This window comes from Calothrix sp. NIES-2100 (assembly GCF_963875285.1).
Taxonomy (GTDB): domain Bacteria; phylum Cyanobacteriota; class Cyanobacteriia; order Cyanobacteriales; family Nostocaceae; genus Aulosira.
On the sequence record NZ_CAWNLA010000001.1, the window covers coordinates 3,651,104 to 3,675,729 of the forward strand.

At 44.6% G+C, this 24,626-nt stretch carries 15 protein-coding genes; 14 read left to right on the plus strand and 1 reads right to left on the minus strand.

Features of this window, described 5'->3' with window-relative positions; all coding sequences use genetic code 11:
* Positions 1 to 26 precede the first annotated feature (26 nt).
* From AACU32_RS15025 to AACU32_RS15055, 7 genes are all read left to right on the plus strand, one after another.
* The gene (locus tag AACU32_RS15025) at positions 27 to 1,463 is read left to right on the plus strand and encodes a phage tail sheath family protein (RefSeq protein WP_096600745.1); all 1,437 of its coding nucleotides are present in this window, start codon (positions 27 to 29) and stop codon (positions 1,461 to 1,463) included.
* A gap of 92 nt (positions 1,464 to 1,555) precedes the next feature.
* Complete coding sequence (locus AACU32_RS15030; RefSeq protein ID WP_339377911.1) at positions 1,556 to 1,993, plus strand: phage tail protein; 438 nt, start codon at positions 1,556 to 1,558, stop codon at positions 1,991 to 1,993.
* Between the two features lie 6 nt (positions 1,994 to 1,999).
* Positions 2,000 to 2,476, plus strand: a complete 477-nt coding sequence (locus tag AACU32_RS15035; protein ID WP_096600747.1) for a phage tail protein — start codon at positions 2,000 to 2,002, stop codon at positions 2,474 to 2,476.
* Between the two features lie 31 nt (positions 2,477 to 2,507).
* Positions 2,508 to 2,684 carry a DUF5908 family protein gene (locus AACU32_RS15040; protein WP_339377912.1) on the plus strand — a complete coding sequence of 59 codons (177 nt, stop codon included), beginning with the start codon at positions 2,508 to 2,510 and terminating at the stop codon, positions 2,682 to 2,684.
* A 3-nt stretch (positions 2,685 to 2,687) separates the two neighbouring features.
* The gene (locus tag AACU32_RS15045; RefSeq protein ID WP_096600749.1) at positions 2,688 to 3,416 is read left to right on the plus strand and encodes a CIS tube protein; all 729 of its coding nucleotides are present in this window, start codon (positions 2,688 to 2,690) and stop codon (positions 3,414 to 3,416) included.
* On the plus strand, positions 3,413 to 5,185 hold the full coding sequence (gene vgrG / locus AACU32_RS15050) for a type VI secretion system tip protein VgrG (protein WP_096600751.1): 1,773 nt from the start codon (positions 3,413 to 3,415) through the stop codon (positions 5,183 to 5,185). Before AACU32_RS15045 ends, vgrG begins: the two co-directional genes overlap by 4 nt.
* Before the next feature lie 43 nt (positions 5,186 to 5,228).
* Positions 5,229 to 5,522 carry a PAAR domain-containing protein gene (locus AACU32_RS15055; RefSeq protein ID WP_096600752.1) on the plus strand — a complete coding sequence of 98 codons (294 nt, stop codon included), beginning with the start codon at positions 5,229 to 5,231 and terminating at the stop codon, positions 5,520 to 5,522.
* Between the two features lie 17 nt (positions 5,523 to 5,539).
* Here AACU32_RS15055 and AACU32_RS15060 read toward each other — a convergent pair whose 3' ends face one another.
* Complete coding sequence (locus AACU32_RS15060) at positions 5,540 to 6,799, minus strand: RNA-guided endonuclease TnpB family protein (RefSeq protein WP_096608025.1); 1,260 nt, start codon at positions 6,797 to 6,799, stop codon at positions 5,540 to 5,542.
* Between the two features lie 34 nt (positions 6,800 to 6,833).
* On the opposite strand from AACU32_RS15060, the gene AACU32_RS15065 reads away from it, so the two are divergent.
* From AACU32_RS15065 to AACU32_RS15095, 7 genes are all read left to right on the plus strand, one after another.
* Positions 6,834 to 6,974 carry a ribbon-helix-helix protein, CopG family gene (locus AACU32_RS15065; RefSeq protein WP_096600754.1) on the plus strand — a complete coding sequence of 47 codons (141 nt, stop codon included), beginning with the start codon at positions 6,834 to 6,836 and terminating at the stop codon, positions 6,972 to 6,974.
* 111 nt (positions 6,975 to 7,085) lie between these two features.
* Positions 7,086 to 7,565 carry a GPW/gp25 family protein gene (locus tag AACU32_RS15070; protein ID WP_096600756.1) on the plus strand — a complete coding sequence of 160 codons (480 nt, stop codon included), beginning with the start codon at positions 7,086 to 7,088 and terminating at the stop codon, positions 7,563 to 7,565.
* A gap of 18 nt (positions 7,566 to 7,583) precedes the next feature.
* On the plus strand, positions 7,584 to 11,288 hold the full coding sequence (locus AACU32_RS15075) for a baseplate J/gp47 family protein (protein ID WP_096600758.1): 3,705 nt from the start codon (positions 7,584 to 7,586) through the stop codon (positions 11,286 to 11,288).
* Between the two features lie 193 nt (positions 11,289 to 11,481).
* Positions 11,482 to 11,970 (plus strand): carbohydrate-binding protein, encoded by a 489-nt coding sequence (locus AACU32_RS15080; RefSeq protein WP_096600760.1) that lies wholly within the window; start codon positions 11,482 to 11,484, stop codon positions 11,968 to 11,970.
* 147 nt (positions 11,971 to 12,117) lie between these two features.
* The gene (locus AACU32_RS15085) at positions 12,118 to 15,300 is read left to right on the plus strand and encodes a hypothetical protein (protein WP_339377913.1); all 3,183 of its coding nucleotides are present in this window, start codon (positions 12,118 to 12,120) and stop codon (positions 15,298 to 15,300) included.
* Positions 15,293 to 20,728, plus strand: a complete 5,436-nt coding sequence (locus tag AACU32_RS15090; RefSeq protein WP_096600762.1) for a hypothetical protein — start codon at positions 15,293 to 15,295, stop codon at positions 20,726 to 20,728. Before AACU32_RS15085 ends, AACU32_RS15090 begins: the two co-directional genes overlap by 8 nt.
* A gap of 488 nt (positions 20,729 to 21,216) precedes the next feature.
* A complete protein-coding gene (locus AACU32_RS15095) occupies positions 21,217 to 24,606 on the plus strand; it encodes a contractile injection system tape measure protein (RefSeq protein WP_339377914.1) in 3,390 nt (1,129 codons plus the stop codon).
* Positions 24,607 to 24,626 lie beyond the last annotated feature (20 nt).

The window sequence follows — 24,626 nt, forward strand, 5'->3', positions numbered from 1 at the left end:
ATCACATAATTACCAAGCACAAAACTATGGCAAGTACCTACAAAACTCCAGGCGTTTATATCGAGGAAATTCCAAAATTCCCTCCCTCTGTTGCCCAGGTTGAAACCGCCATTCCTGCCTTTATTGGCTACACTCAAATGGCTAAGTACGGTGTCGAAAACTTTCACGCCGATCCTGCTAATCCCATTCTGCGACCAATACGGATCACTTCGTTGCTGGAATACGAATTATTTTTCGGTAAAGCCAACAGTGAAAAGACAATTCAAGTTGTGATCAAGGACACTAATAAAGATGGCAAACTGATTGATCGCAAAGTGAATGCCCGGATTGGCACCCCCAATCCCAACAACCTGTATTACGCCATGCAGGCTTTTTTCGATAATGGTGGCGGTCCCTGCTACATTGTCTCAGTAGGCCCGATGAGCGGCACCATCGATGTCAACGCCCTGCGAAATGGTCTGGCTGAAGTTGCTAAGGAAGATGAAGTTACCCTGCTGGTTTTTCCTGAAAGCCAAAGTCTGAGTGATGCTGACTATGCTAGCTTAATGACTGCCGCTTTAGAGCAGTGTGGTAAGTTACAGGATCGGTTTACGGTCATGGATCTCAAACTCCTCGCCTCGCCCCAAACCATCCTGGATGCAGCAAATGCTTTTCGGGACTTAAGCCTACCTTTGGACAACTTGAAATACAGCGCAATTTACACCCCTAACATTGAAACAATCTTCAACTATTTCTACGACGAGGATCAAGTTAGTATCTTCCGCAGTGTAAATGGGGGCGCTGAAACGGAAGAAGGTAAGATGAATACCTTCAACCCTGCTACGACCTCCGGCGCTGATGGCACTCAATATGCCTTGATTACAGCAGCAATTGATCAAATGCCTCTAGTTCTCCCCCCTTCGCCATTAGTGGTGGGTCAATATGCGAGTACCGACAATGCTCGTGGTGTGTGGAAAGCCCCAGCCAATGTTGCCCTGGCTTCAGTAGTCAAACCTACCCTCAAAATCACAAATGACCAGCAGGATCAGCTGAACGTTCACACCACAGGCAAGTCCATCAACGCTATCCGGGCGTTTACTGGCAAAGGTACCTTAATTTGGGGTTCCCGTACTCTGGCTGGTAACGATAACGAATGGCGATATGTCCCAGTACGGCGATTCTTCAACATGGCAGAAGAATCGATCAAAAAAGCCACTGAGGGCTTTGTTTTTGAGCCTAACGATGCCAACACCTGGGTGAAAGTACGGGCCATGATCGAAAACTTCCTCATCCTGCAATGGCGGGCTGGTGCATTAGCTGGAGCCAAGCCGGAGCAAGCCTTTTATGTGAAAGTGGGGCTGAGTGAAACCATGACTGCCCTAGACATCCTTGAAGGTCGCATGATCATCGAAATCGGCATGGCTGTGGTGCGTCCAGCTGAATTCATCATCCTCAAGTTCTCCCACAAGATGCAGGAAAGCTGACCAGCAAATCATCTCATGGGCTAATCAGCGAATTAGCTCATAATCACAAATAAATAATCAATCGAAATTACTCATTTACTGATTAACTAATTATGACTGACATTAACTATCCATTACCCAAGTTTCATTTCCAAGTAGAGTGGGGCGGCAAACGCTTAGGATTCACCGAAGTTTCTGGACTCAATTTGGAAACTCAGCCCATTGAATACCGTGAAGGAAATATGAAACAATATAGCAAGCTACAGATGCCTGGAATGCAGAAGTTTGGCCCCATCACAATGAAACGGGGGACTGTCAAGGGGGACAACGAGTTTTACACTTGGTGGAATACCGTGGCTCTGAACACAATTACGCGTCGCGATCTGACGATTAGTCTCTTGAATGAGAAGCATGAGCCAGTTGTGGTTTGGAAGGTTAATCGGGCTTGGCCGACGAAGGCAACTTCCACCGATCTTAAAAGTGATGGTAACGAAGTTGCGATCGAAACCATTGAGATTGTCTACGAAGGACTCACTATTGAGAATAAATAATCTCTGATGAAAACACCTACCTATCCTCCAGTTAGTTTCTTTTTTGAGGTCATTTTTCAAGGCGGAAAATTAGGTGAGGTAAAAACCGGATTTCAGAGCGTGACGGGACTGAGTGTAGATATGCAGACTGAGACCTTGAAGGAAGGAGGCGAAAATCGCTTTGAGCATACGCTTCCGGTGCGTAGTAAATATACTCCACTGGTTCTCAAGCGAGGCTTAGTGAAGGACTCAAAGCTGTCGAAATGGTGCATGGATGCCATTGTTAACTTTGACATCCAGCCCATGAATATAGTGGTGCATCTCTTATATCTCAAGCGCTCCGATACCCAAAAACCCCCTGAAAAGAGCGAACCCTTAATGACTTGGAAAGTGATCAATGCTTGGCCCAAAAAGTGGTCTGTTTCAGAATTCAATGCTGAACAAAATGCGATCGCGATTGAATCGATGGAACTTAACTACAGCTATTTCGAGCCGATGAAGTAGCAATCATTCAAAAAATTAGGAGGGTTCTCCAATGCCTCTAGAAATCCGAGAACTAGTGATCAAAGCCTCCGTCAATGATGGGGAGCAGGGACAAAACACAAATCAAGGGTCAGCACAAAGCAGCACTAATGTAAATAACCAAGCTGATATCATTGCTGCCTGCGTAGAACAGGTACTGGCAATTCTCAAAGAAAAATCGGAGCGATAACTCATGTTCAGCCAACCCGCCAAAACAGGTGAACTTACCAAAGTTAGGCTTGAGGCATATAAGGACGATCGCTATCAAAGCAAGATCGGGGCGTTCGATCTACCCATCAATCCGGAGCAGTTTTCCCAACAGTGTCACATCGAATACAACCGCAGCCAAGACCAGGGTTCTCAGCACAACGATCTGAAATATAAATTCACTCGACCGCAAGAACTTAAGCTTGACTTTACCTTGGATGGCACTGGTGTAGTCCCTGACAAGCAAAATTCTGGGAAATTTCACCGAGATGTTGTCGGGCAACTACAGGAATTTTTCCGGTTGACCTACAAAATGAATCCTGAGACCCACAAGCCTAATTTTCTGCGTCTGTTGTGGGGGGACTTTTCTTTTGGCTACGGCGAGTATGGCTTTAATTGTCTCCTGACCAATATCGAGATTAAATACACCCTCTTTGCTCCGGATGGTAAGCCCCTGCGAGCCGAGCTGAAAGCCACTTTTAGCAGCTATGTCGAGATGAAGCGGAGACTGCGAGAAGAAAACAAAAAATCTCCAGATCTCACCCACCAGCGCAAGGTAACAGCAGGTGACACCTTGCCCTTGATGACTTATCGCATCTATGACGACCCATCTTATTATCTCCAGATTGCCAAAGTTAACGGTTTGGTGAATTTCCGCCGTTTAGTGACCAACTCCGATTTAAGATTCCCACCACTAGAAAAAACGGAACCATGAGCGATCTAATCATTCCGGAAAATTCGCTCTACAATGTTGCCACCTTCACGTTACTCTCTGAGGGTAAAGACATCACGAATGAGTATACCGTGCTTTCTCTGACGGTTAACCGAGCAGTTAACCGAGTGCCAACAGCAAAAGTTGTGCTGCGGGATGGTGCAACAGCAGAAGAAACCTTTGCAGCTAGCGAGGCTCCTGACCTGATTCCAGGTAAGGAAGTGGAAATTGCCATCGGTTACGATGGCAAGGATAAGAGGATGTTTAAAGGGCTGATTGTTAAACATGCAATTAAAGTTGGTGCAAATGGTGATTCTCTACTCATCCTCGATTGCAAAGATGTTGCCACAAAGTTAACCATCGGTCGCCACAGTAGATACTTTACTGAAGTTAAAGACAGCGATGCCATTGCACAAATTATCAGCAGTTACAGTGGTATATCCTCAAAAGTGGAAGCTACCAAGGTCAAGCATCCAGAAATTGTCCAATACTACGCTACTGATTGGGACTTTATTCTGTCACGGGCACAGATAAATGGGCAGATTGTGCTTGCGGATAAAGGCAAATTGCAGGTGAAAGCCCCAAACACCAGTGGTAGTCCTTTAGTTACCCTGACTTATGGTGGGAACTTACTGGAGTTTGAAGCGGAAATGGATGCTAGAAACCAGTATCAAGCTGTAAAAGCAACGGCTTGGAGCTATACCGATCAGACATTGGTTGAGGAAGAAGGGAGCGAGCCAAACATCGATAAACAGGGCAATTTGTCAGGTAAGACATTGGCTAATGCGATCGCTCTCAGCACCTGGGAACTACGTCACAGTGGTCGAATACAACAGCCAGAACTCAAAGCCTGGGCTGATGCTCAACTGCTGAAAAGTCGGTTAGCCAAGATTCAAGGACGGGTAAAGACCGTCGGTTACCCCGATGCCAAACCTGATGCCTTAATTGAACTCAAAGGGTTAGGTAAACGCTTCAATGGGTTAGCCTACGTCTCCGGTGTTCGGCACGAGATGATTGGCGGAGCCTGGTATACCCATATGCAGCTTGGTTTTGCACCTCAGTGGTTTTACCAGGAAACAGACATCGTAGATAAACAAGCATCAGGGCTACTTCCTGGTGTCAACGGCTTACAAATTGGGGTGGTGGTGCAGTTGCAGGGTGACCCCAACGGCGAAGACCGAATCTTAGTCAAAGCGCCGATTATTGACTCTCAAAGCGAGGGAATATGGTCTCGGATTGCCACCTTAGATGCGGGGAAAAATCGCGGTTCCTTTTTTCGTCCCGAAATTGGCGACGAAGTTATCCTGGGCTTTCTCAACGACGATCCCCGCGACCCTATCGTACTGGGGATGCTCAACAGCAGTGCTAAGCCAGCACCCCTAAAAGCTGCTGACGAGAATCATCACAAGGGCTTTTTTACCCGTTCTCAAATGAAAGTCAGCTTTGATGACGAAAAGAAAATCATCACCTTAGAAACACCAGGAGGTAACAAAATTATCATCTCCGACGAGGATAAGGGTATTACCTTGAAAGACCAAAACGGCAATACCATGACTATGAACGATCGCGGTATCACCATGAAAAGTCCCAAAGACATCACCCTAGAGGCTACAGGGAAGCTGACGCTGAAAGCAACACAGGATACCAGTATTGAGGGTTTGAATGTGAATGCTAAAGCCAATGCTCAATTTAAAGCTGAAGGTAATGCTGGGGCTGAAGTTTCGACAGGTGCGATCGCGGTGTTGAAAGGCTCGTTAGTACAGATTAATTAATGGATAAACCGAACCATTAATTCTACTCAAAAAGGAAAAACCTATGGGAAAACCTGCTGCTCGCCTCACTGATATGCATGTCTGTCCAATGGTAACTGGGGTTGTCCCCCATGTTGGCGGCCCGATCGTAAGTCCAGGAGTACCAAATGTCTTAATTGCTGGGATACCAGCCGCTGTAGTGGGTGATACATGCACCTGTACTGGGCCACCAGATGCCATCATCCTGGGATCGACAACCGTGACGATCGGGGGAAAACCCGCCGCTCGGATTGGAGATACCACATCTCACGGAGGCTCGATTGTGTTAGGAGCATTCACCGTACTGATCGGAGGCTGACGTGACAACTTTCACCGCTAATTGCAAGCAATGTAGCGGGAGCATCTCAAATTCACAAATGAGACTTGCTGCTTCACGGGCTGACTATTGTCTAAGCCTCCACAGCCAGAAATCGGTAGTCCAACCGATCCACGCTTTAAAAGATTCAATGCGCTGTTCCAATCGCGGTCAATGACCAATCCACACGAACAACTATGAACACGAATGAAGAGAGTTTTTTCGACCCTCTCACCACAACTCGAACAATTAATACTCGTACCTCTAGGGTCAACCCCAAGTGTCAGCTTGCCGCGTTTTACCGCTACTGCTTGCATAATTTGGAGGAACGCGCTCCAGGCAACATCTAGTATTGATTTAGCTAGTCGTGTTCTAGCTAATCCTCTAATGTTCAAGTTTTCAAAAACAATTAAGTCATAAGAGTTAACCAACCAATGAGCGACATGATAATGAAATTCTTTTCTTTGCCTTGCAACGTGCAAGTGAAGCCTAGCTACCTTGTTAGATTGCTTCTGGTAATTTTTAGACCCTTTGACCTTACGAGCAAGTTGGCGTTGAATACGTGCTAATTTTGATTGTGCCTTGCGATAATACTGCGGCACTTCAATACTTTCTCCATCAGCAGTAGTCAAAAATTTCTCTAACCCGACATCTATACCTGTGGCAGACTTAATTTCATCAACAGATAAAGAATCAGGAACAGTTTTATCTTCTAAAGAAAAACTGACATACCAACCATCAGCTTTACTTAAAATTGTTGCTTGTTTAATCTCGAAACCATCTGGAATCGGACGATGCAAGATAACCTCGACTTCACCAATCTTGGATAATTTAAGAATATTACTTACCAGATGTGCGCCAGCTTTGGGTGAATTAACACGCGGGAAAGTAAATGAACTTATATCACCACGCTTTTTAAAACGTGGTTTTCCTCCCTTTTTACCCTTCTTATCAGGTGTTAGCCATCGTTTCCACGCCTTGTCCAATCTCATCAGGTTTTGTTGTTGGCAGTCGGCATAGATGTTTTTGTAGTCGGGGAATAGTTCTTTAGTCCGTTTGAGGTCACTTGCTTGTGTGTAGTAATCTGCTTTCTCTGGTATCTCCCCAATTGGTTCAGAAACTAAGCTGCATCGGTCTATCCGTGACCTTGTACGCATTAGCCAGTCAAGTCTTTCCCCTAGCGCGTAGTTCCAATGACGACGCAGCAACTCTCCCCAAGTCTCAAGAATGATAACTTGTTCGGGAGTGGGGTTGAGTTTGAACTGGTAAGTTAGTAGCATATAACTATTGTACAGCATTAATCCGTACTTTTGTATGACTACTCGCATAGATATTAGACTCCCAGAGCAAGAGTTGGAAATATTAAAAACCTACTGCCAACAACAAGATAGAACTCAAACAGAGGTAATTCGTGAATTTATCCGTAGTCTTAGAAAGAAAATCAAAAACCAATGAATTGGCAATTATCGGGGTATCGTTAGCGAAGCGGTAGCGAGGAACGAGCGTCACCCCAATAATTGCCCTCCTATCCCCCATCACCGCCAATTGGAGTACCCGGAGCCTGACATGGAAAACAACGACAAAGCCTTCTTGGGAACTGGTTGGGGATTTCCTCCCACCTTTTATACAGCATCAGGAAGTGTGCAACTAGTGAGTGCGGAAGACGATATCTGTGAGAGCTTGCAAATTCTGTTATCCACCAGCCTGGGAGAACGAGTGATGCAGCCAAGCTACGGTTGTAATCTGCAAAATTTTCTCTTTGAACCTCTCAGCCCCACCATAACCAGCAGTATCAAAGAACAACTGCGTACTTCTATTCTTTATCACGAACCGCGTATTCTGCTCAACGGGCTAGACCTTAGCCTTGATGAACAATTACAGGGGCGCGTGAATCTCACCATAGATTACACAATTATTAATACTAATTCTCGCTTTAATTTGGTCTATCCCTTCTACCTGGAAGAAAGTACTGGTAGCCTGCTTCCAGGTGCTAGCACAGGTGAAGTCCCTGTTAGGCTGCAAGTAGAGAGCATCTCCAATGTTTGATTTTCAGTCCCCAAACCCATGAACATCCGCCGCGAGCCACCGAAAAATCCATTAATCCGCGATGGTGTGAGCCAGGATCAGCGAGAGATTCCAGCCCTATCACCCGATTATGTCAAGGTTGACGAGGGCGATTTGGCTGATTTTCTGGTCTTTGCTCACAAACTTAGTCAGCGAGTTAGTTACTACGACACCGAGAATAAAAATTACTATGAAGATAAGAACAAAAAATTTGTGCCGTATTCTTGGCAAGAATTTTTTGCTGGTAGCACTCCCGTGCAGATCGCCTTGATTAGTAAAACCCGTCCTGAAAAAGTTAAAGACGACTATACAGCAAATTTAGATAATTTTCTAAAAAATCGGTTGCCTGAGACTCTGAAGCCGATAATAGCTACCTGGCATAACCTTTTGCAGCAAATCTGGGATTGGCATCGGCATTTGGAAGCCTATACTTCCCTAAAGTCTACGATTAAAGGATTGGTGCAAACAAATCTGAGGGAAGCTCTCAAGAGAATACAGTCTTTTGAACAAATAGCTCAGGAATCGTCAATAAAGTTTTATCAAGATTTTGCTCAGGAATTTGATCTGCAAATTAGTTCACAAGTAGAGACTGCCCAAATACTTTTGCTTGGGACAATCCCAGAAGCCCGAGCAGAATTAGACGTTGTATTTCAGACGCTATTTCAAAATTACCGCCAGATCATCCAACTGGCTCCTAAATATCTCCGCGATAGCCTGAAAAACCGACAGGATCATCCGCCCCACCTATCTTTATATTTTGCTTTTTGGGAGGTGATGCAACCAGCCAGAGATGACCTGAATCGCATGACCCAGAGACACCTTGACTTTTTCTATCGTCAAGTGCTGCACCTAAGCGATCGCCCAGCTGAACCAGACCATGCTCACTTAATCTTTGAACTGGCTAAATCACAAACAGAATATAAGCTAGATGGAGAAACTCGCCTAATCGCAGGTATTGATGCTAGTGGTGTTGAGCTATCTTACAAACTGGATAGCGAAACTGTCATCCACAAAGCCCAAATAGCTAGTCTGAAAGGGTTATTTTTAAACTCACAAGAAATTGCTAGTGGTCAGGAACCAAAAAATCTGTTGGGTTTGCACATCTCTCCCCAGGTTAACTCATTTGATGGTAAAGGTGGGGATTTTCCCAAAGAACAAGCAGTTAAAGCATGGTTGCCTTTTGGCGATCAAAAACGCGATCGCGGGAAGTTAGGATTAGCGATCGCCTCAAATATTTTTTATCTGCGGGAAGGAAGCCGTACCCTAGTTTTTACCCTGACTTTTGACAAAGCACCTGTAACGCTGAAAACCAGCGATTTAGCGAATATTTTTACTGTTGATTTTAGTGGTAAAAAAGGCTGGATAAAAGGGGAAATTCTCCCATCCCAAACTAGCGAAACCAGTCTAGAAGGTCAAATCCTCAAATTGGCAGTGAATCTTGGCGCTGACAAGGAACCAATCGAGATTTACCATCCCGAACTAGATGGAGCGAAACTCTCGATCAATCAAGCCGTGGCGAGATTGCAATTACAAGATGAGGTGCTAGTAAATGGTTTATCTGCTTATAGTTATTTTCGCAATCTCAAACTCACCGGGTTAACTATCAGTACAAAGGAAATAGAAGTCCGTGATTTGGTGTTGCAAAATGATTTATCCATTATCAATCCCACAAAACCTTTTCAACCCTTTGGTGTCAGCCCAAAAGTAGGGGCAACTTTTTATGTAGGAAGTAAGGAGGTTTTTCAGAAAAATCTTTCTGTACTCAAAATTAAAATTTTATGGCAAGGATTACCTACTGATTTATCTACTCATTATCGTGGGTATTATCTAGAGGGAGAAGCAAATTCGCCTAACTTTAAGAATTTTGCGGCAAAGGTGGAGCGACTCACTCACCGCACTTGGTCATCAGAAAGTTTACCTAATGACTACAACCTTTTTGAGCCATCAGATGAGGATTATCGCATTCTTGCAGACAGGACAGCTTCCCAAACACCTATACCTGGCGATCAAATTGACAACTTAACTAGCTTTAATCTACAAACCGATGCTGGTTTCTTGCGTTTCGTACTCAAGCAGAGTTTTCTACACGATGAGTTTGCTCCTAAATATACCATCCAAACATTAGCCTCAGCGAAAAATTTTCAGGCTGGGGAATATGTGAATCAAGCTGTTTATGAAGTGGTGACAGTTGACGACAAACAAAAGAAAACCTCCACCTTCAAACGATGGCGGACTGGTGATGATGATTTACCAAAAAATAAAAATGTCGCACCTATTACAATCAACGAACCTTATACACCTGTAATTCAGGAAATTTCTCTCAAATACACAGCAATAGCAGAGCAAAAGGATTGCACGCTATTCCATCTTTACCCATTTGCGGGGTTTGCTCCTTGGGATGAGCAACAACCAGATTTTTTACCGCAATTTATTAATGAGGGCGAATTACTGATCGGATTGGAAAACCTCGATCCACCTACGGCGTTACCGTTGCTGTTTCAGGTGCTGGAAGAAAGTGCAGACACAAATTTGGCAAGGGTAAATGTAGATTGGTACTACCTTAAAGATAATCACTGGATATCCCTGAGCGATCGCATCGTCAGCGATTTTACTAATGGGTTAATTAGTTCTGGTATCATCAACTTGGGGATTCCCGGGGATATTAGCAAAAACAATACTATCCTTGACCCAAATTTACACTGGATTAAAGCCAGTGTGAAATCAGGTAGTCGAGCTATTTGTCAAATTATTGGTGTCCATACCCAAGCTGCACGGGTAACTTTTTTTGATGTCGGTAACGATCCCAACCATTTAGCCACCCCTTTACCATCGGGTGCGATCGCCAAATTAGCTGTCCCCACAGCAGCAATCAAAAAAATTGAGCAACCCTATAATTCCTTTGGTGGTAAGGTTAAGGAACAGCCGAGTCATTTTTATACCCGCATCAGCGAACACCTGCGTCATAAAGGTCGGGCTGTCACCATCTTTGATTATGAGCGCTTGGTGTTAGAAAAATTCCCGGAAATTTATAAGGTACGTTGCATCAACCACGGAAAGGTAGATGAGGATCAGCAGTTTCAGGAACTGGTACCTGGAACTGTAACTTTGGTGGTGATTCCCAAATTATCGCCCGATCGCATCTCCCAGGAACTGGAACCCAAAGTCAACATTAATCTGCTCGAGAAAATTCAAGAATATTTGCTCGCTCTTGGTTCCCCTTGGGCAGATATTCAGGTTGTGAATCCGATATACGAGCATATCCAGGTGGAGTTTGCGGTCAAGTTTAAATCTGCATATAACGTCAACTTTGGCTATTATCGCCAGGAATTGGATCGAGGAATTATCAACTTTCTCACACCCTGGACAATCGATCCTCAAGCAGAAATTAATTTTGGAGGTGTTATTTACCGTTCTTCTATTCTCAATTTTGTTGAACAGCAATATTACGTTGACTATGTTGTGGATTTTCAGATGCACCATGAAAACCAACGGGATGTCCGGGAGGCGATCGCCTCAACTGCGCGATCGATACTCACCTCAGTACCAATTGCCAGCACTAGTTCAACTCACATTATTAATGAAGCAATTACACTTGCTGATAATCAAAAATTCTTCTCTGGAACTCTTGGATATGAGCCATTAGGGAAGATTATTTTACAACCAGAACAGTCGGAAACGCAACAGGCAACAGGTGATAACGGGTAAGGTTTTAAACCTTTAATTTTGACAATTCAGAGCTATAAACCAAACATTATAAACAACAATCAACCCAATTTTTAACTATAGTAGTACGATTTGATTCCTGAATATATGATGTAGAGAGTGAACTCTTAACTCTTAACAGGAAAGAAGGAATAAAAGTGTATCTAGCTTCATCAAAATCAAATAGGAGTCCTATATGTTAAGCACAACTGTTAATAAAATGACTTTAAAAAATCGCAATGAACTTAATATTTTATTCACAAGTAATACTTATCTGTCGGTGACACATTTTCATGAGTTAATTACTTCTTTACTAAATAAAAAAGAGGATAAATTTCATGGGGTGTGGAAACCTCACCAGACTTATCAAAAAGGTGATGTTGTCTATTATGAACGCGCACTCTGGGAAATGATCGCTGACAACGAAATCTGTGCCAAAGGTGGAGAGGAGCCAGATAAAAGTGATAAATGGCGATCGCTACTCAAGGAACTCGAGCAGAAAGTAGACAAGCTCGAACGGGATTTAACAAATTTGGGCAAAGAATTTACTGAGTATAAACAGCAGATGGAATTGCGTTGGCAACAATTGCTTAATTACATCACATTACTGACTTTGGGAATAGCGATCGCACTTGTGTGGTTGGTTGGTGGTTCGATTTATCACATTTTTGCTAGCCCAGGATGAAAATCACTATTTTTCCCCTTCCCCAGGACTTACACAAGAACTACAGATTTACGTCATTGCGATGTCTGCAAGCAATCTCAAAGTCTTATTTTATCGTGACAACTGCGTAAGTCCTTTCCCCTTTTCCCTTTCTCCCTTCTTAAACCTATGCTGGAATACCCAAGCATCTCGAAACGTCACCCGGAATTTCCCGATTACCTGAATTTTCAAACCTTGCGAGATATCGGGATTAACCATCTACAAGCTCTATCTGGAAAAATTTGGACGGACTATAATCTGCACGATCCTGGTGTGACTATCCTAGAGGTGCTGTGCTACGCTGTCACGGATTTGGGCTATCGCAATAACTTAGATATTGAAGATTTATTAGCACTCAATCCCGCCGATTCTCAGCAACAAGAGAATAACTTTTTTACCCCCGATGAAATTCTCACCTGTAATCCTGTCACCGATTTGGATTTACGCAAGCGTCTGATTGATATTCCTGGTGTCCGTAATGCTTGGGTGGAAAAGTTTACAGAAGAAGTCGTAAAAGAAACAACGGAAGCAGCAACAAAAAAAGTATCAACTTATCATCCACCTATCTACATAGATTATGTAAATAGCAAGCTGCTACACAATCCTCCCAATGATGAAACAGAGGAGAACGCGCCGCGTCTGCATCCCCGTGGGCTTTATACCGTTTATATTGACATAGACTGGAAATATCGCAGAAATGCCTGTGGGCAGATTTACCTTTCCTGCTCAGACACCCTTGATCAAGTCAAAGCAGTGCTGTGTCACTACCGTAATCTCTGCGAAGATGTGTATGATATTGTGGTTTTAGGTGAAGAAGAAATTGCTTTATGTAGCGATATTGAGCTAGAAACTGATGCTGATGCTGAAGATGTATTGGTAGAAATTTATGTCCGGATACAGGCTTTTCTATCACCTCGGTTGCGGTTTTATACCTTGCAAGAATTGTTGGATAAGGGTAAAAGTATAGCCGAAATCTTTGCTGGTAGACCTTCTTTCCTCCACAGCCAAAAAATCCAGCGTCAATTAATTAAGCGCGAGTCTAAGGTCAACAATGAATCCAAAATCTATTATAAATACAAACTGATTAGTCAGCATAAATTACCTTTATTGGAAGCTGCAATCGACTACGAAGATGAAACAAAGGCAAGTGCAGCCTTTGATGAACTGCTGACTCTCAGCCGAAACCTCTCTAATTATCAGCTGATTGATAATGCTGAGGGTAATAATCATTACAGTTTCGCTTTATACAAAGAAATTAAGTTACTGGCAAGCCATCCCCAGGTTTATGCTACAGCGATGGAGCGGAATCAAGCCCTGTATAGCTTGATCGATGCTGTGAACGCCGATGAAGATTACAATAGTCATGGCTTTATTGATACCGCCGAGCTAAAAGCACTGACTTTATCTCCGATGATTTACACCTCGGATTTATACCAGGAAATTCTGAAAATACCAGGTGTGGCGGCGGTGAGGAGATTGAGTATTGCTAACTACATCAATGGTTTACCCCAGTCCCAAAGTTCCTGGCATTTACAACTAACGAAAGGTTATAGTCCGGTTTTGGGGATTGAACAGTCAAAAATAACCCTCTTTAAGGGTATGCTGCCGATTCCAGCAGATGGGAATGAGGTCAAACGCCGCTATTATGAACAACAGGCTGCACATATTAAGGTGTTTCGTCAGGATAACGAACTCGATTTATCAGTACCTAACGGTAGTTATTATAACTTATCTGACCATTATTCAATTCAGCATGATTTTCCCCTTACCTATGGCATTGGTGAAGATGGGCTACCGCAAACGGCTACAGTTTTACGTAAAGCTCAAGCCCGTCAGTTAAAAGGATACCTAGTATTTTTCGATCAGTTGCTTGCTAACTATTTAGTCCAACTTGCCCATGTGCGCGATTTGTTTTCCTGGGAAGTAGACGAAACCCAGGAACGGGAAAATGACCACATGAATCGTCCCAAAGAAAAAGGGCACACTTATTTTACTCAGTTGCTTGATTTTCCTGGATTCGCGCAGATTATGGATTTTCCAGGATTGGAGGAAATTCTCAAAAATCCCAAATTGGATGTTAATGACCCAAAATCAGAGGAAATAGTCCCCGCTCTCAGGGAATATCGGAAATTTCTCAACTCTATCACCGAAGAACCACAGACTTACAGCGATCGCCGTAACCGTTTTCTCGATCATTTGCTGGGACGTTTTGCTGAGTCTTTTGCTGATTATGTGCTAATTAACTACCGGATAATCCAGGAACGTCAGGGTACAGTGAAGGATGAAGTTAAGGTGATTCACGACAAAGCCCAATTTTTACAAGATTATCCCACCCTGAGCCGCGATCGCTTCCGCGCTTTCAATTACTGCAAACAAGTATGGGACACCGAAAATGTGTCGGGTTTCCAAAAGCGGGCTTCTCGCTTACTGGGTTTTGAAGACGTGCGGCGACGCAACCTCTGTCATTATCGAGTTATAGATACTGGCAATTCTACCTTTGTCGGCCAGATTTATGACAACAACCAGCAGAGCCTACTACAGAGTCTGCAAAGTGAAGATAGTCTGGAAAAGGCTTGGCAGCACGGCAATATACTGCTAGAAATGGCTCAAAATCAGGATAATTTCCGGTTGATTGATGGTGACAATGGGCGCTATGGCTGGAAACTGACCACCAAGGGTCAAGAGCCAATCCTTGCTACTCAGTATTATGCCAGTAAATCTGACCGAGATGAAGCTATTACTGCAATACAAGCCTGCATCAATGATGAAGGATTCCATGTGTTAGAGCATATTCTCCTTCGTCCTCAAAAGAATTTATCTGTGTCTATTTCTGGGGAACTGACAACCCCCACAGAAAACTTTTTGCCCATATTTGTCACTGCGGATGATGCTCCAAAACCAGGGGAAGAACAGCCGAATTTAACTTGGCAAGATCCCTACTCTTTTTGGATCAGCATCATTCTGCCTTACTGGCCAAAGCGCTTTCGTAATCTAGATTTTCGTCGATTTGTCGAACGTACCCTGCGACTGGAAGCCCCAGCTCATATCGCCCTAAAAATTGCTTGGCTGGATATGCACCAAATGAGCCAGTTTGAAGAAGCCTATCATAAGTGGCTGGAGCAACTAGCCCTAGATGCTTGCTATGGCAGTGCGTGTGATTTGACTGGGGCGCTCAATGATCTACTGGCAATCATTCCCCAACTGCGTAGTATTTACCCCAAGGGTATCCTGTACGACAACTCCCAGGCAAGTAACCCTCCAAATCAGCCGATTATTCTCAACCAGACTGCCCTAGGAACTGCAAATGATTAAAGCTATGGACACTATCAACCCAACCGGCTACCCCATCTTTACGCCTAATCAGGTGTTGACAAAAGATGACCTCAATAATCTGGTTAGTTACCTCGATGGGCTGAATCGGCTAACTCGCACCCACCTGATTGGCATGGGAATTGTCTGCGGTTTAGAGGTGCAGACTTTAGACAACAAAGCCGGAATCTCGATTAGTTCTGGTTATGGTATTACCTCGGACGGTTTTTGTATCCAATACCCAGCGATTAGCAATCAAGAAAACGCCGAAACAAACAAGATTTTTACCCATTACCAAGATGAAGTTAAGCTAGCTAAAAATCTCTTTATTCCTAGCGAATCCTCCCAAGATTATTATAATGTCAGAGAATTGATCCCAGCCGAGAAAGCTAATAGTCAGCCAAAAAAGATTATCCCCTTGACGGCACTCAGTGACTATGAATGGCAGCAGCAGGTACTCATCATTCTCTATGACTGGAAAGACGAGGCACGTCAACAATATAACCAAATAAACTATGACGATGGCGGAAAGGAGCGGAATTTTGAGTTGCGCTTTCTGTTGCTGCCTAAATCCGAAAATCTCACGACTCCAAAAAATAATCTCAGTGCTGAACGCTTGCTACGTCAAGGTTATGAGAGGGAAAAATTGCCACAATCTTGGCAAAAGTTCGCTATTCAAGAAGTTTTGGAACTCCGCAACCACTTTTTCCAAGAGTTTGCTCCCCAAGTTCAGCGGTTTGGTTATGTCAAATATAATACTTATGAGAGCGTAGATTTGACGAAAATTAATGACTACAAGACTTTTCGGGAAAATTATTACCTGATTTGTGAAAATGCGATCGCGGCGATCGATAAGGCTTTTCCCAAATTGTTTTGGCTATTCTCACCTTTCTTTACTGCTTTTCAACCTAAGTCTGGTAATGACTTCAGTCAGCTGAAGGAAAACCTCGAATATTTATTCAAAGGTATCAAGCTAGAAAATCTATTAGACCATATCAAGGTAAAGGAGATTAATAAAGAAATACAAACATTAAAGTCTGAACAACTTCAATCGACCTATACTCTACAATATTTTTACGATTACCTCAGTCTATTGGTTGCAGCTTACTATGAATTAGCTGAGGCTACTTTTGATTTAATGGATGACTGCACACCTGATACTCAGCGATTTCCGAGATTTTTGATGCTGGGGCTGGTTCCATCTCCTGGCCAAGCAACCGAGGTATATGCAGCACCTTATGCCTATCGTAGTCATTTTACCCAACCCCCGATCTACAACAGTAATCAGGTTCGTGTTAAGCAAGTTCGCTATCTTTATGAACGGCTTTTAAAATTGTGTGCAAAAGACAGTTTTTATCTACTACCGTTTTACAATACCCCAATCAAAATAACCCCCAGTAAAGACCAATCAGCACCCCTCAGCGAGCAAGCAATCCCTTACTACTTGCATTATCCAAACCTATATCAATACTGGAATTACGATGCCTACCGCAAAGGGAGGAGCGATCGCCATCCTGCTTATTTTTACCCTAAAAATGATCCAAAAGAAAATTCTCATGTCTTCAATGATTTGACCTATCGGCTGGATGCCTATAATTTTTACCGAATTGAGGGGCATATCGGCAAGGCTAACGGTGATGCACTCAAATACATCCAGGAATATCGACAGCGATATAACCTAGCGTTTGATGTCATTACCCTCAAGCTTGGTAGCCAAGCTAGTCTCCAGGATCTCAACATCTCTGGCCAGTTTGATGATCTCGAAGCGGACTTTAGCCGGATAAATGATACTTTCCAGAAAATTTGGAGTAAGTACGCAACGCCAAAAAATGTTTTTCTGCAAACACTAAAACAGGTTTTCTTTGACCAACCTGGTTTAACCGCCATCACTAGCAGCCAATTATTTAATCCCATTCTGGAGATTGCCCGGAAACCAGAAGCTTATGAATTTGTAAAAGGCGATACAGACAAGCAATTTCGGCTGTTTGTGCGTAGCGAAACAGCCGAAATTGCCCGCTACGTTACGCAAACTTCCAGCACTGATGAAAGCCTCGACAACTTTGAAGACCTCATTATCAACTTTTCTGGACTTTCTAATGATGATGCCATTAACAAGGAAAAGCAACGCATCGCCAAAGAGATGGCAACCTGCCTATCCCTAGGAAAAATCACTTATGGTTTAGTAAAAGATTCGTCCAGCAGCCCGGTTCATTATCACCTCAAGCTCTCAACAGAGTATGAGGTAAACTTACCACCCCCTGCTCCTAAGACTGGCAGTCCTTCAAGGAAGTATTCCATTGTTTTACTTTCTTTAAATCATTTTGCTGTTAGCGTTGAGCGAGACAATCCACCAATCATCAAACAATCGGAGTTTCAGGACTTCGAGACTCTTTACAGTTTGCTGCGAGATGTGCCTGACACATTTAATACCGACAGTTACCACATGGGTAACTCGAATGCCGCTGAAGAACTCAACTATTTTGACATCAAAGGACTGATAAACGCTTATCAGCAGCGATTAGAGCGACTGATGAAACTGCATTTGTTCGATAAATTTGCCCAACAGCATCCCGGTATCGAACATTTAGGTGGGGTTCCTAAAGGTGGCACTTTTATCTTGGTTTATGTAGATGGTGAAGATGCTGATAACCTTCAGAAGATTGATCAAGACCCTGATGGCTATAAAGAAGCAACCAAACGCACTGAAACTATCAAAACAGATGCTTTCTTGCCACCTTCTTCGCCTAATGAATTACCAGCACCAGAATTAATCTCCTCTTTGGAGAAGCTGCTTCCAGAATTGCAGAAGCGAAAAGATATTGTTGTTGCAGATTTTTGTCTCCCCTATCGCTGCGGTAGCGACGCACCCGCAGTCAGTTATGTAGTAGCCCGATCGCGCCCGCTCATTCTACTGGAAAAAACAGTTTTCTGTGAAGGCGATCGCAAGATGTACCAATTCACCTTAGAACCGGAGGGTGGGACAGTCAAGGGTGAGGGAGTTGTGTTTGATAAAACCAAACAACATTTTCAACCCAGTAGCATTGACCAAGCTAGTCGAGATGATTTAGCGAAGGGGTTAGAAGTAGCAATTACTTTTGCTTATGCGGTAGATGACACCTACGATACAATGACTGTAACCATTTATCCTCTGCCGAGACCTAATTTATCAATTACTGAAAATCAAAACTTCTGTTACAATGCAGATGCTGTAGAGATTACCCTAGCTGAGGGAACACCTGAGAATGTCGAATTAATCCAGGTGTCGGTCAATGGTACACAGACGAAGACTTTAACTCCAAGTCTTTATGCAGCTGTGGACAAGCAGCAGGTGAAAATTGAAGCACTGATTCGCAGTAAGCAAACTCAATGCGAAAATACTCTTACCCGCACTGTAATAATTAATCCTCGTCCTGTGGCTGAGTTATCAATCACTGAAGGTGAAACTTTCTGTCACAATGCAACACCACAAGAAATTACCCTAGCTGCGGGAACACCAAAGACGTTGGAGTTAATTGAGGTAACAATCAACGACACAATCACAAATACTCTTAATCCCAGCCTTTATGCAACTGCGGGTGAACCGCAAACCTTAATCATTACAGCACAGATTTGCGATCGCACAACCAAATGCCAAAATACCCTCACCCGTACCGTCATCATTAACCCCTTACCCTCAGCCAATCTATCAATTAGCGATGGAAAAAACTTCTGTTGCAATGCAAACTCCGTAGAAATAACACTGGCTGATGGGACACCAAAGACGGTGGAGTTAATTGAGGTAACAATCAACGACACAATCACAAATACTCTCAATCCCAGTCTTTATGCAACTGCGGGTGAACCGCAAACTGTAATCATTACAGCACAGATTCGCGATCGCCAAACTCAGTGCCAAAATACCCTTACCCGTACCGTCATCATTAACCCCTTACCCTCAGCCAATCTATCAATTAGCGACGGACAAAACTTCTGTTGCAATGCAAACTCCGTAGAAATAATACTGGCTGATGGGACACCAAAGACGCTGGAGTTAATTGAGGTAACAATCAACGACACAATCACAAATACTCTCAATCCCAGTCTTTATGCAACTGCGGGTGAACCGCAAACTGTAATCATTACAGCACAGATTCGCGATCGCCAAACTCAGTGCCAAAATACCCTGACATCGGCGGTAACAATTAACCCCTTACCCTCAGCCAATCTATCAATTAGCGATGGACAAAACTTCTGTTGCAATGCAAACCCCGTAGAAATAACACTGGCTAATGAGACACCAAAGACGCTGGAGTTAATTGAGGTAACAATCAACGACACAATCACAAATACTCTCAATCCCAGTCTTTATGCAACTGCGGGTGAACCGCAAACTGTAATCATTACAGCACAGATTCGCGATCGCCAAACTCAATGCCAAAATACCCTCACCCGTACCGTCATCATTAACCCCTTACCCTCAGCCAATTTATCAATTAGCGATGGACAAAACTTCTGTTGCAATGCAAACCCCGTAGAAATAACACTGGCTGATGAGACACCAAAGACGCTTGAGTTAATTGAGGTAACAATCAACGACACAATCACAAATACTCTCAATCCCAGCCTTTATGCAACTGCGGGTGAACCGCAAACCTTAATCATTACAGCACTGATTCGTGATCGCCAAACTCAGTGCGAAAATACCCTTACCCGCACGGTGACAATCAATCCTCTACCTGTGGCTGACTTTCAGATAGAGATTGCCAACATCAATGCGCAAGGTTTCTCTGTTCGTGTCTTTAATATTCAACCAACAGAGACATCTTTTAATTTTGTCTGGGAATACCCTGATGGTATCAGCAATCCCAGCAATCCCGGTAATAGTGAATTCATCATCAGCTACAGCTATGATTTCAACAAGTGGGTAGCTAGTGATGAGAAATCTATTACTTTGCAGGTGAACACACCGCCTACCCTCGGTGGTTGTAGTAGTCAGCCAGTCACCAAACATATTGCCATTCCCTTTGGTGCGGTGAGGTTGAGTTTGTTAAATATGAACAATAATCAAGAGATTGTATTGTCAGGCGATCGCACTTTCAAAATCTCCGACTTTAATGCTGACTATCAATATGCGATCGCCGCTCTGACTGTCCCAGCAACGGTAGATAGTGTAGTATTTACTTATACTGCACCTAATGATAACCCGAAGGTTAGCCGACTAGTTAATGCACCTTACCGCCTACCCGATGGCTGGTACCTGAGTGTAGGTAAGCATACAATCCAGGCACAAGCTTTTAGGCAAAATAACGGTGATATGCCAGGGTTAGCTGCAACTGTAAATATTTGGATTACTGACAGCGAACCCAAAGCCCCCACCATCAAGCCATCCACACCCAAGTCGGCTAAACTCCTCAACCGTCTGCATGTATTATTTTCCGATGAATGGGGATAAGAGGGCAGAGGGGGCAGAGGAAGCAGAGGAAGCAGAGGGGGCAATAGAGTCGTTGAATAATAATCCTGCTTCTCCATCTCTCTGTTGTCCTCCTTGTCTCCCTTGTCCCCCTTGTCCCCCTTGTCTCCCTTTCATCATCTTGACTCTTTACCGCTTGTAAAAATCTGAACAAAACTACCCAAAGGTAGGCAAAGCTAGACATTTACATTTGTAATTCTAGTCCAAAGTCCTAAAATTACAGGGATAAACGGCAATCCCTCTATCCCATCCATAAAGTTTGGGATTACATGCACGAATTGTTACAGACTGTTGAATCAACGTTGTTAGGCGTTGTCTTGTCCAAAAAAATAGGTAAAGTACTGCTTACCATCCGATTTAACGGCGGCTTTACCTGATTTCATCATATCATAGCTGGCAAACACTACCCATTTTTGGGTAGTAATGAGCAGGTTTGTCCAGAATTTAACTTACAGTTTCAAACCTCTACCATGAACACACAACGCCACATCATTGGAAGGACTGTATTAGAACTCGACACCGGGCGATTAGCTGATGTTTGGAGTTTACAGTCAGACATGAGCTGCTTGCTTCAGCAGCAGGGTGTGCGGGAAATGGCGCGGCTGTTTGACGAATTGGTGGGGGATGAGGAAGTAGTGCGGCTGGATCGGGTGGTGGTGGATATCGGGGCGATTGATAGCCAATTTTTAGCTGATGAATTTATACACAGTTTGCTAGCTGCTTTACGGGAGACTTTAGGCGATCGCCTGACAGACCGATTGCTAGGTGAAGCGCCAGCCCAAACCATTACCAAAAGCCGCAAAGCTGCTGATTGGGAGGTGTTGCTTTACTTTCTGTGCTATGGTCGTTTACCTTGGTGGTGTCCCTATGAACACTGGCAGGAATGGTTGCCTCGGTGGTCGGCTGCTATGCAAAATAATACTACATGGCAAGCTTCATTGCGGCAATTACTGAAAAATAATTCAGTAGTGGGGCAACGCCTAATTGAGCAATTGCCAGAGAATTTCCGCCATGAGTTGATATTGCAGTTACAGCCGACTTGGTTAAATTGGCACGCTCTGCTAGGGCAAGCTAGGCAACTCATGCAGGGTTTAGGATTGGCTGGCGATGGGATGCGCTACCTAGAACGGCAAGCTTGGCTACTGCTATTCGCGGAAATTGGTGCAGATAACGCTCCCAACAAACCTTTACCTGTGGCTAGATGGATGGGTAATTGGTTAACCCAACTTGTGGATATTTGGGAAAGGACTGCTGCACCTGGAATTGTGCAAAATCAGCCCGCGAATGCAGACGAAATTCCATCCACTCAAGATAATTCCCAGTCCCCAGTCCCCAATCCCGGTGGGCTGAGCGCAGTCGAAGCCCAGTCCCTATTAGATGCGATTCTTGCAGTAGTTGCTAGGGAAGAACAAAAGCTTTGGCTAGAGGTGCTTGACCAGGTGCTAACTACTACATCAGTAAATCTTCGTGCAACTGACACCCCTGGAGCAGAACAAGAGCAGTCACCGCAGCAGGGAGCGGAAATTGTCAGTCAGCAGAGGTTGCCTGAAGCAGCCACAGAAAGCTTTGGAGCAGATTGGGAAGTATTACTGTATTTTTTACAATCTGGTCGCCTACCTGTGGAGGAAATCTCTGAAGAATGGCTTCCACGGTGGTCAACAGTGATACAAAATGAAACCGCTTGGCAACTTCCTATGCGGCAATTACTAGCAACCAACCCAACAGCGCGGCGGCGACTGGTGGCGCAGTTTCCGTCAAGCTGGCGGCATCAGCTGCTATTGCAGTTACAGCCTGCTTGGACAAATTGGTACAACTTGCTGGCACAGGCGAGAATGTTAATGCAGTCCTTGAGCCTGAGTAATGATTGCTTCTTGGAATTGGAAAATCTGGCTTGGGAACTGATGCTTACAGAAATCAGTGCTGATGGTACAACACTCACTCCTTTACCTGGGGCAACTTGGACTCGTAACTGGCTAGCCCAGGTTGTGCAAAACTGGCGCTGGGGTGAAAGCTGGCTGAGCGAAGTCGTTGGCGTAGCCTCTCGCAGAGAAGCCAGCGATAGGGAGCAGCGCCTCGACTCCGCTCGGCGACCGGGGGCTGGGGAGGAGCGCCTCGACTTCGCTCGGCGTGCGGGGGCTGGGGGGGAAAGTGATGAGTTGGCTGCTGATGTCAATCTCAATCAAATTGCTTGGGAACGATTACGCACTAGTATTGATGCTGTATCTCGCAGCCAAAGAGCTTTGTGGTTAAATGCTTACAACCAAGTGCTAAATGTGACCACTAAAGGGCAACAAGTGGGTATGCCTCAACTTCCCCTCACCCCCCCAGAAACAGATTGGCAAGTGTTGCTGTACTTTTTAGAATCGGGCAGATTACCCGACGAGCAAGCATCAACAACTTGGCAAACTTGGTTACAACGCTGGGAAACCCTTATCACAACTGAAACCGCTTGGCAATTACCACTGCGGCAATTACTGAAAAACAATGTAGCAGCAAGGCAAAGATTTATTACTCAATTCCCCGAAGCCTTGCGCCATCAATTAGTATTGCAATTACAACCTGCTTGGACAAATTGGTATACCTTACTAGGGCAAGCTAAACAAATAATGCAGTCTTTGAGCCTGAGTAATAGCAGCTGCCAGGAATTAGAAAACCAGGCTTGGGAATTACTCCTCACGCAAATTAGCTCAGATAACACATCGCTAACTCCCTTACCAGCTGCAACTTGGACAAGTAACTGGCTCACCCAACTGGTGCAAAACTGGCGTTGGGACGAAAGCTGGCTGAGCGAAGTCGAAGCCAGCGATAGGGAGCAGCGCCTCGACTCCGCTCGGCGTCCGGGAGCAGGGGAGCAGCGCCTCGACTCCGCTCGGCAACCGGGAGCAGGGGAGCAGCGCCTCGACTCCGCTCGGCAACCGGGAGCAGGGGAGCAGCGCCTCGACTCCGCTCGGCGTCCGGGAGCAGGGGAGCAGCACCTCGACTCCGCTCGGTGTCCGGGAGCAGGGGAGCAGCGCCTCGACTCCGCTCGGCAACCGGGAGCTGGGGAGGAGGAAATAGCGAAACGGAACCCGCGCCAACACCTGCGTCAGCTTATCACCACGTTACCAATTACCGAAACAACTCTTTGGCTCAATGCTCTAGAGCTTGTAGTAACTGCGACATCACCAGATGAGGGCAAAACCTCCACTTTGCTATCTATTTCCCCAGACACAAAGACGACTACACCCACAGAAGAACCAACCCCACAACAGCAGCCATCGGCAAAACTGGTAGAAGGCGGTACTCCAGAATTTACCAATCCCTTGAGCATACCCCCCAGAAGGGCTAGAGGTTCAACTTTATCGACAGAAGAAGAAACGGCGGGGCTGTATGTCAACATAGCCGGAATTGTGCTGTTGCATCCGTTTTTAACTTTCTATCTGGATGCTGTGGGGCTATTAGATGGGGAATCATTCCGGGATGAATTGGCACAGCAAACAGCAATTTACCTGTTGTATTATTTAGCAACCAAGCAAACCGATGCCCCAGAATACGAACTAGTCTTACCCAAACTGCTTTGTGGCTGGCCATTAAATGAGCCTGTTTCCCGTGGCTTAGATTTACCGACAACCGCCCTCACTGAAGGGGAAAACCTGTTACAAACTGTGATTAATTACTGGGAAGTTCTCAAAAGCACCAGCAGGGATGGACTGCGAGAGGGATTTTTGCAGCGTGCAGGGAAGCTTACCCACGGTGATGGTAACTGGAAGCTTCAGGTTGAGCAACAGGCGATCGATATTTTGCTGAGTCGCTTACCTTGGGGACTGAGTATGGTGAAGTTGCCGTGGATGGAGGAGATTTTGATTGTGGAATGGCACTAGGAACTCAAGATTACTTTTAT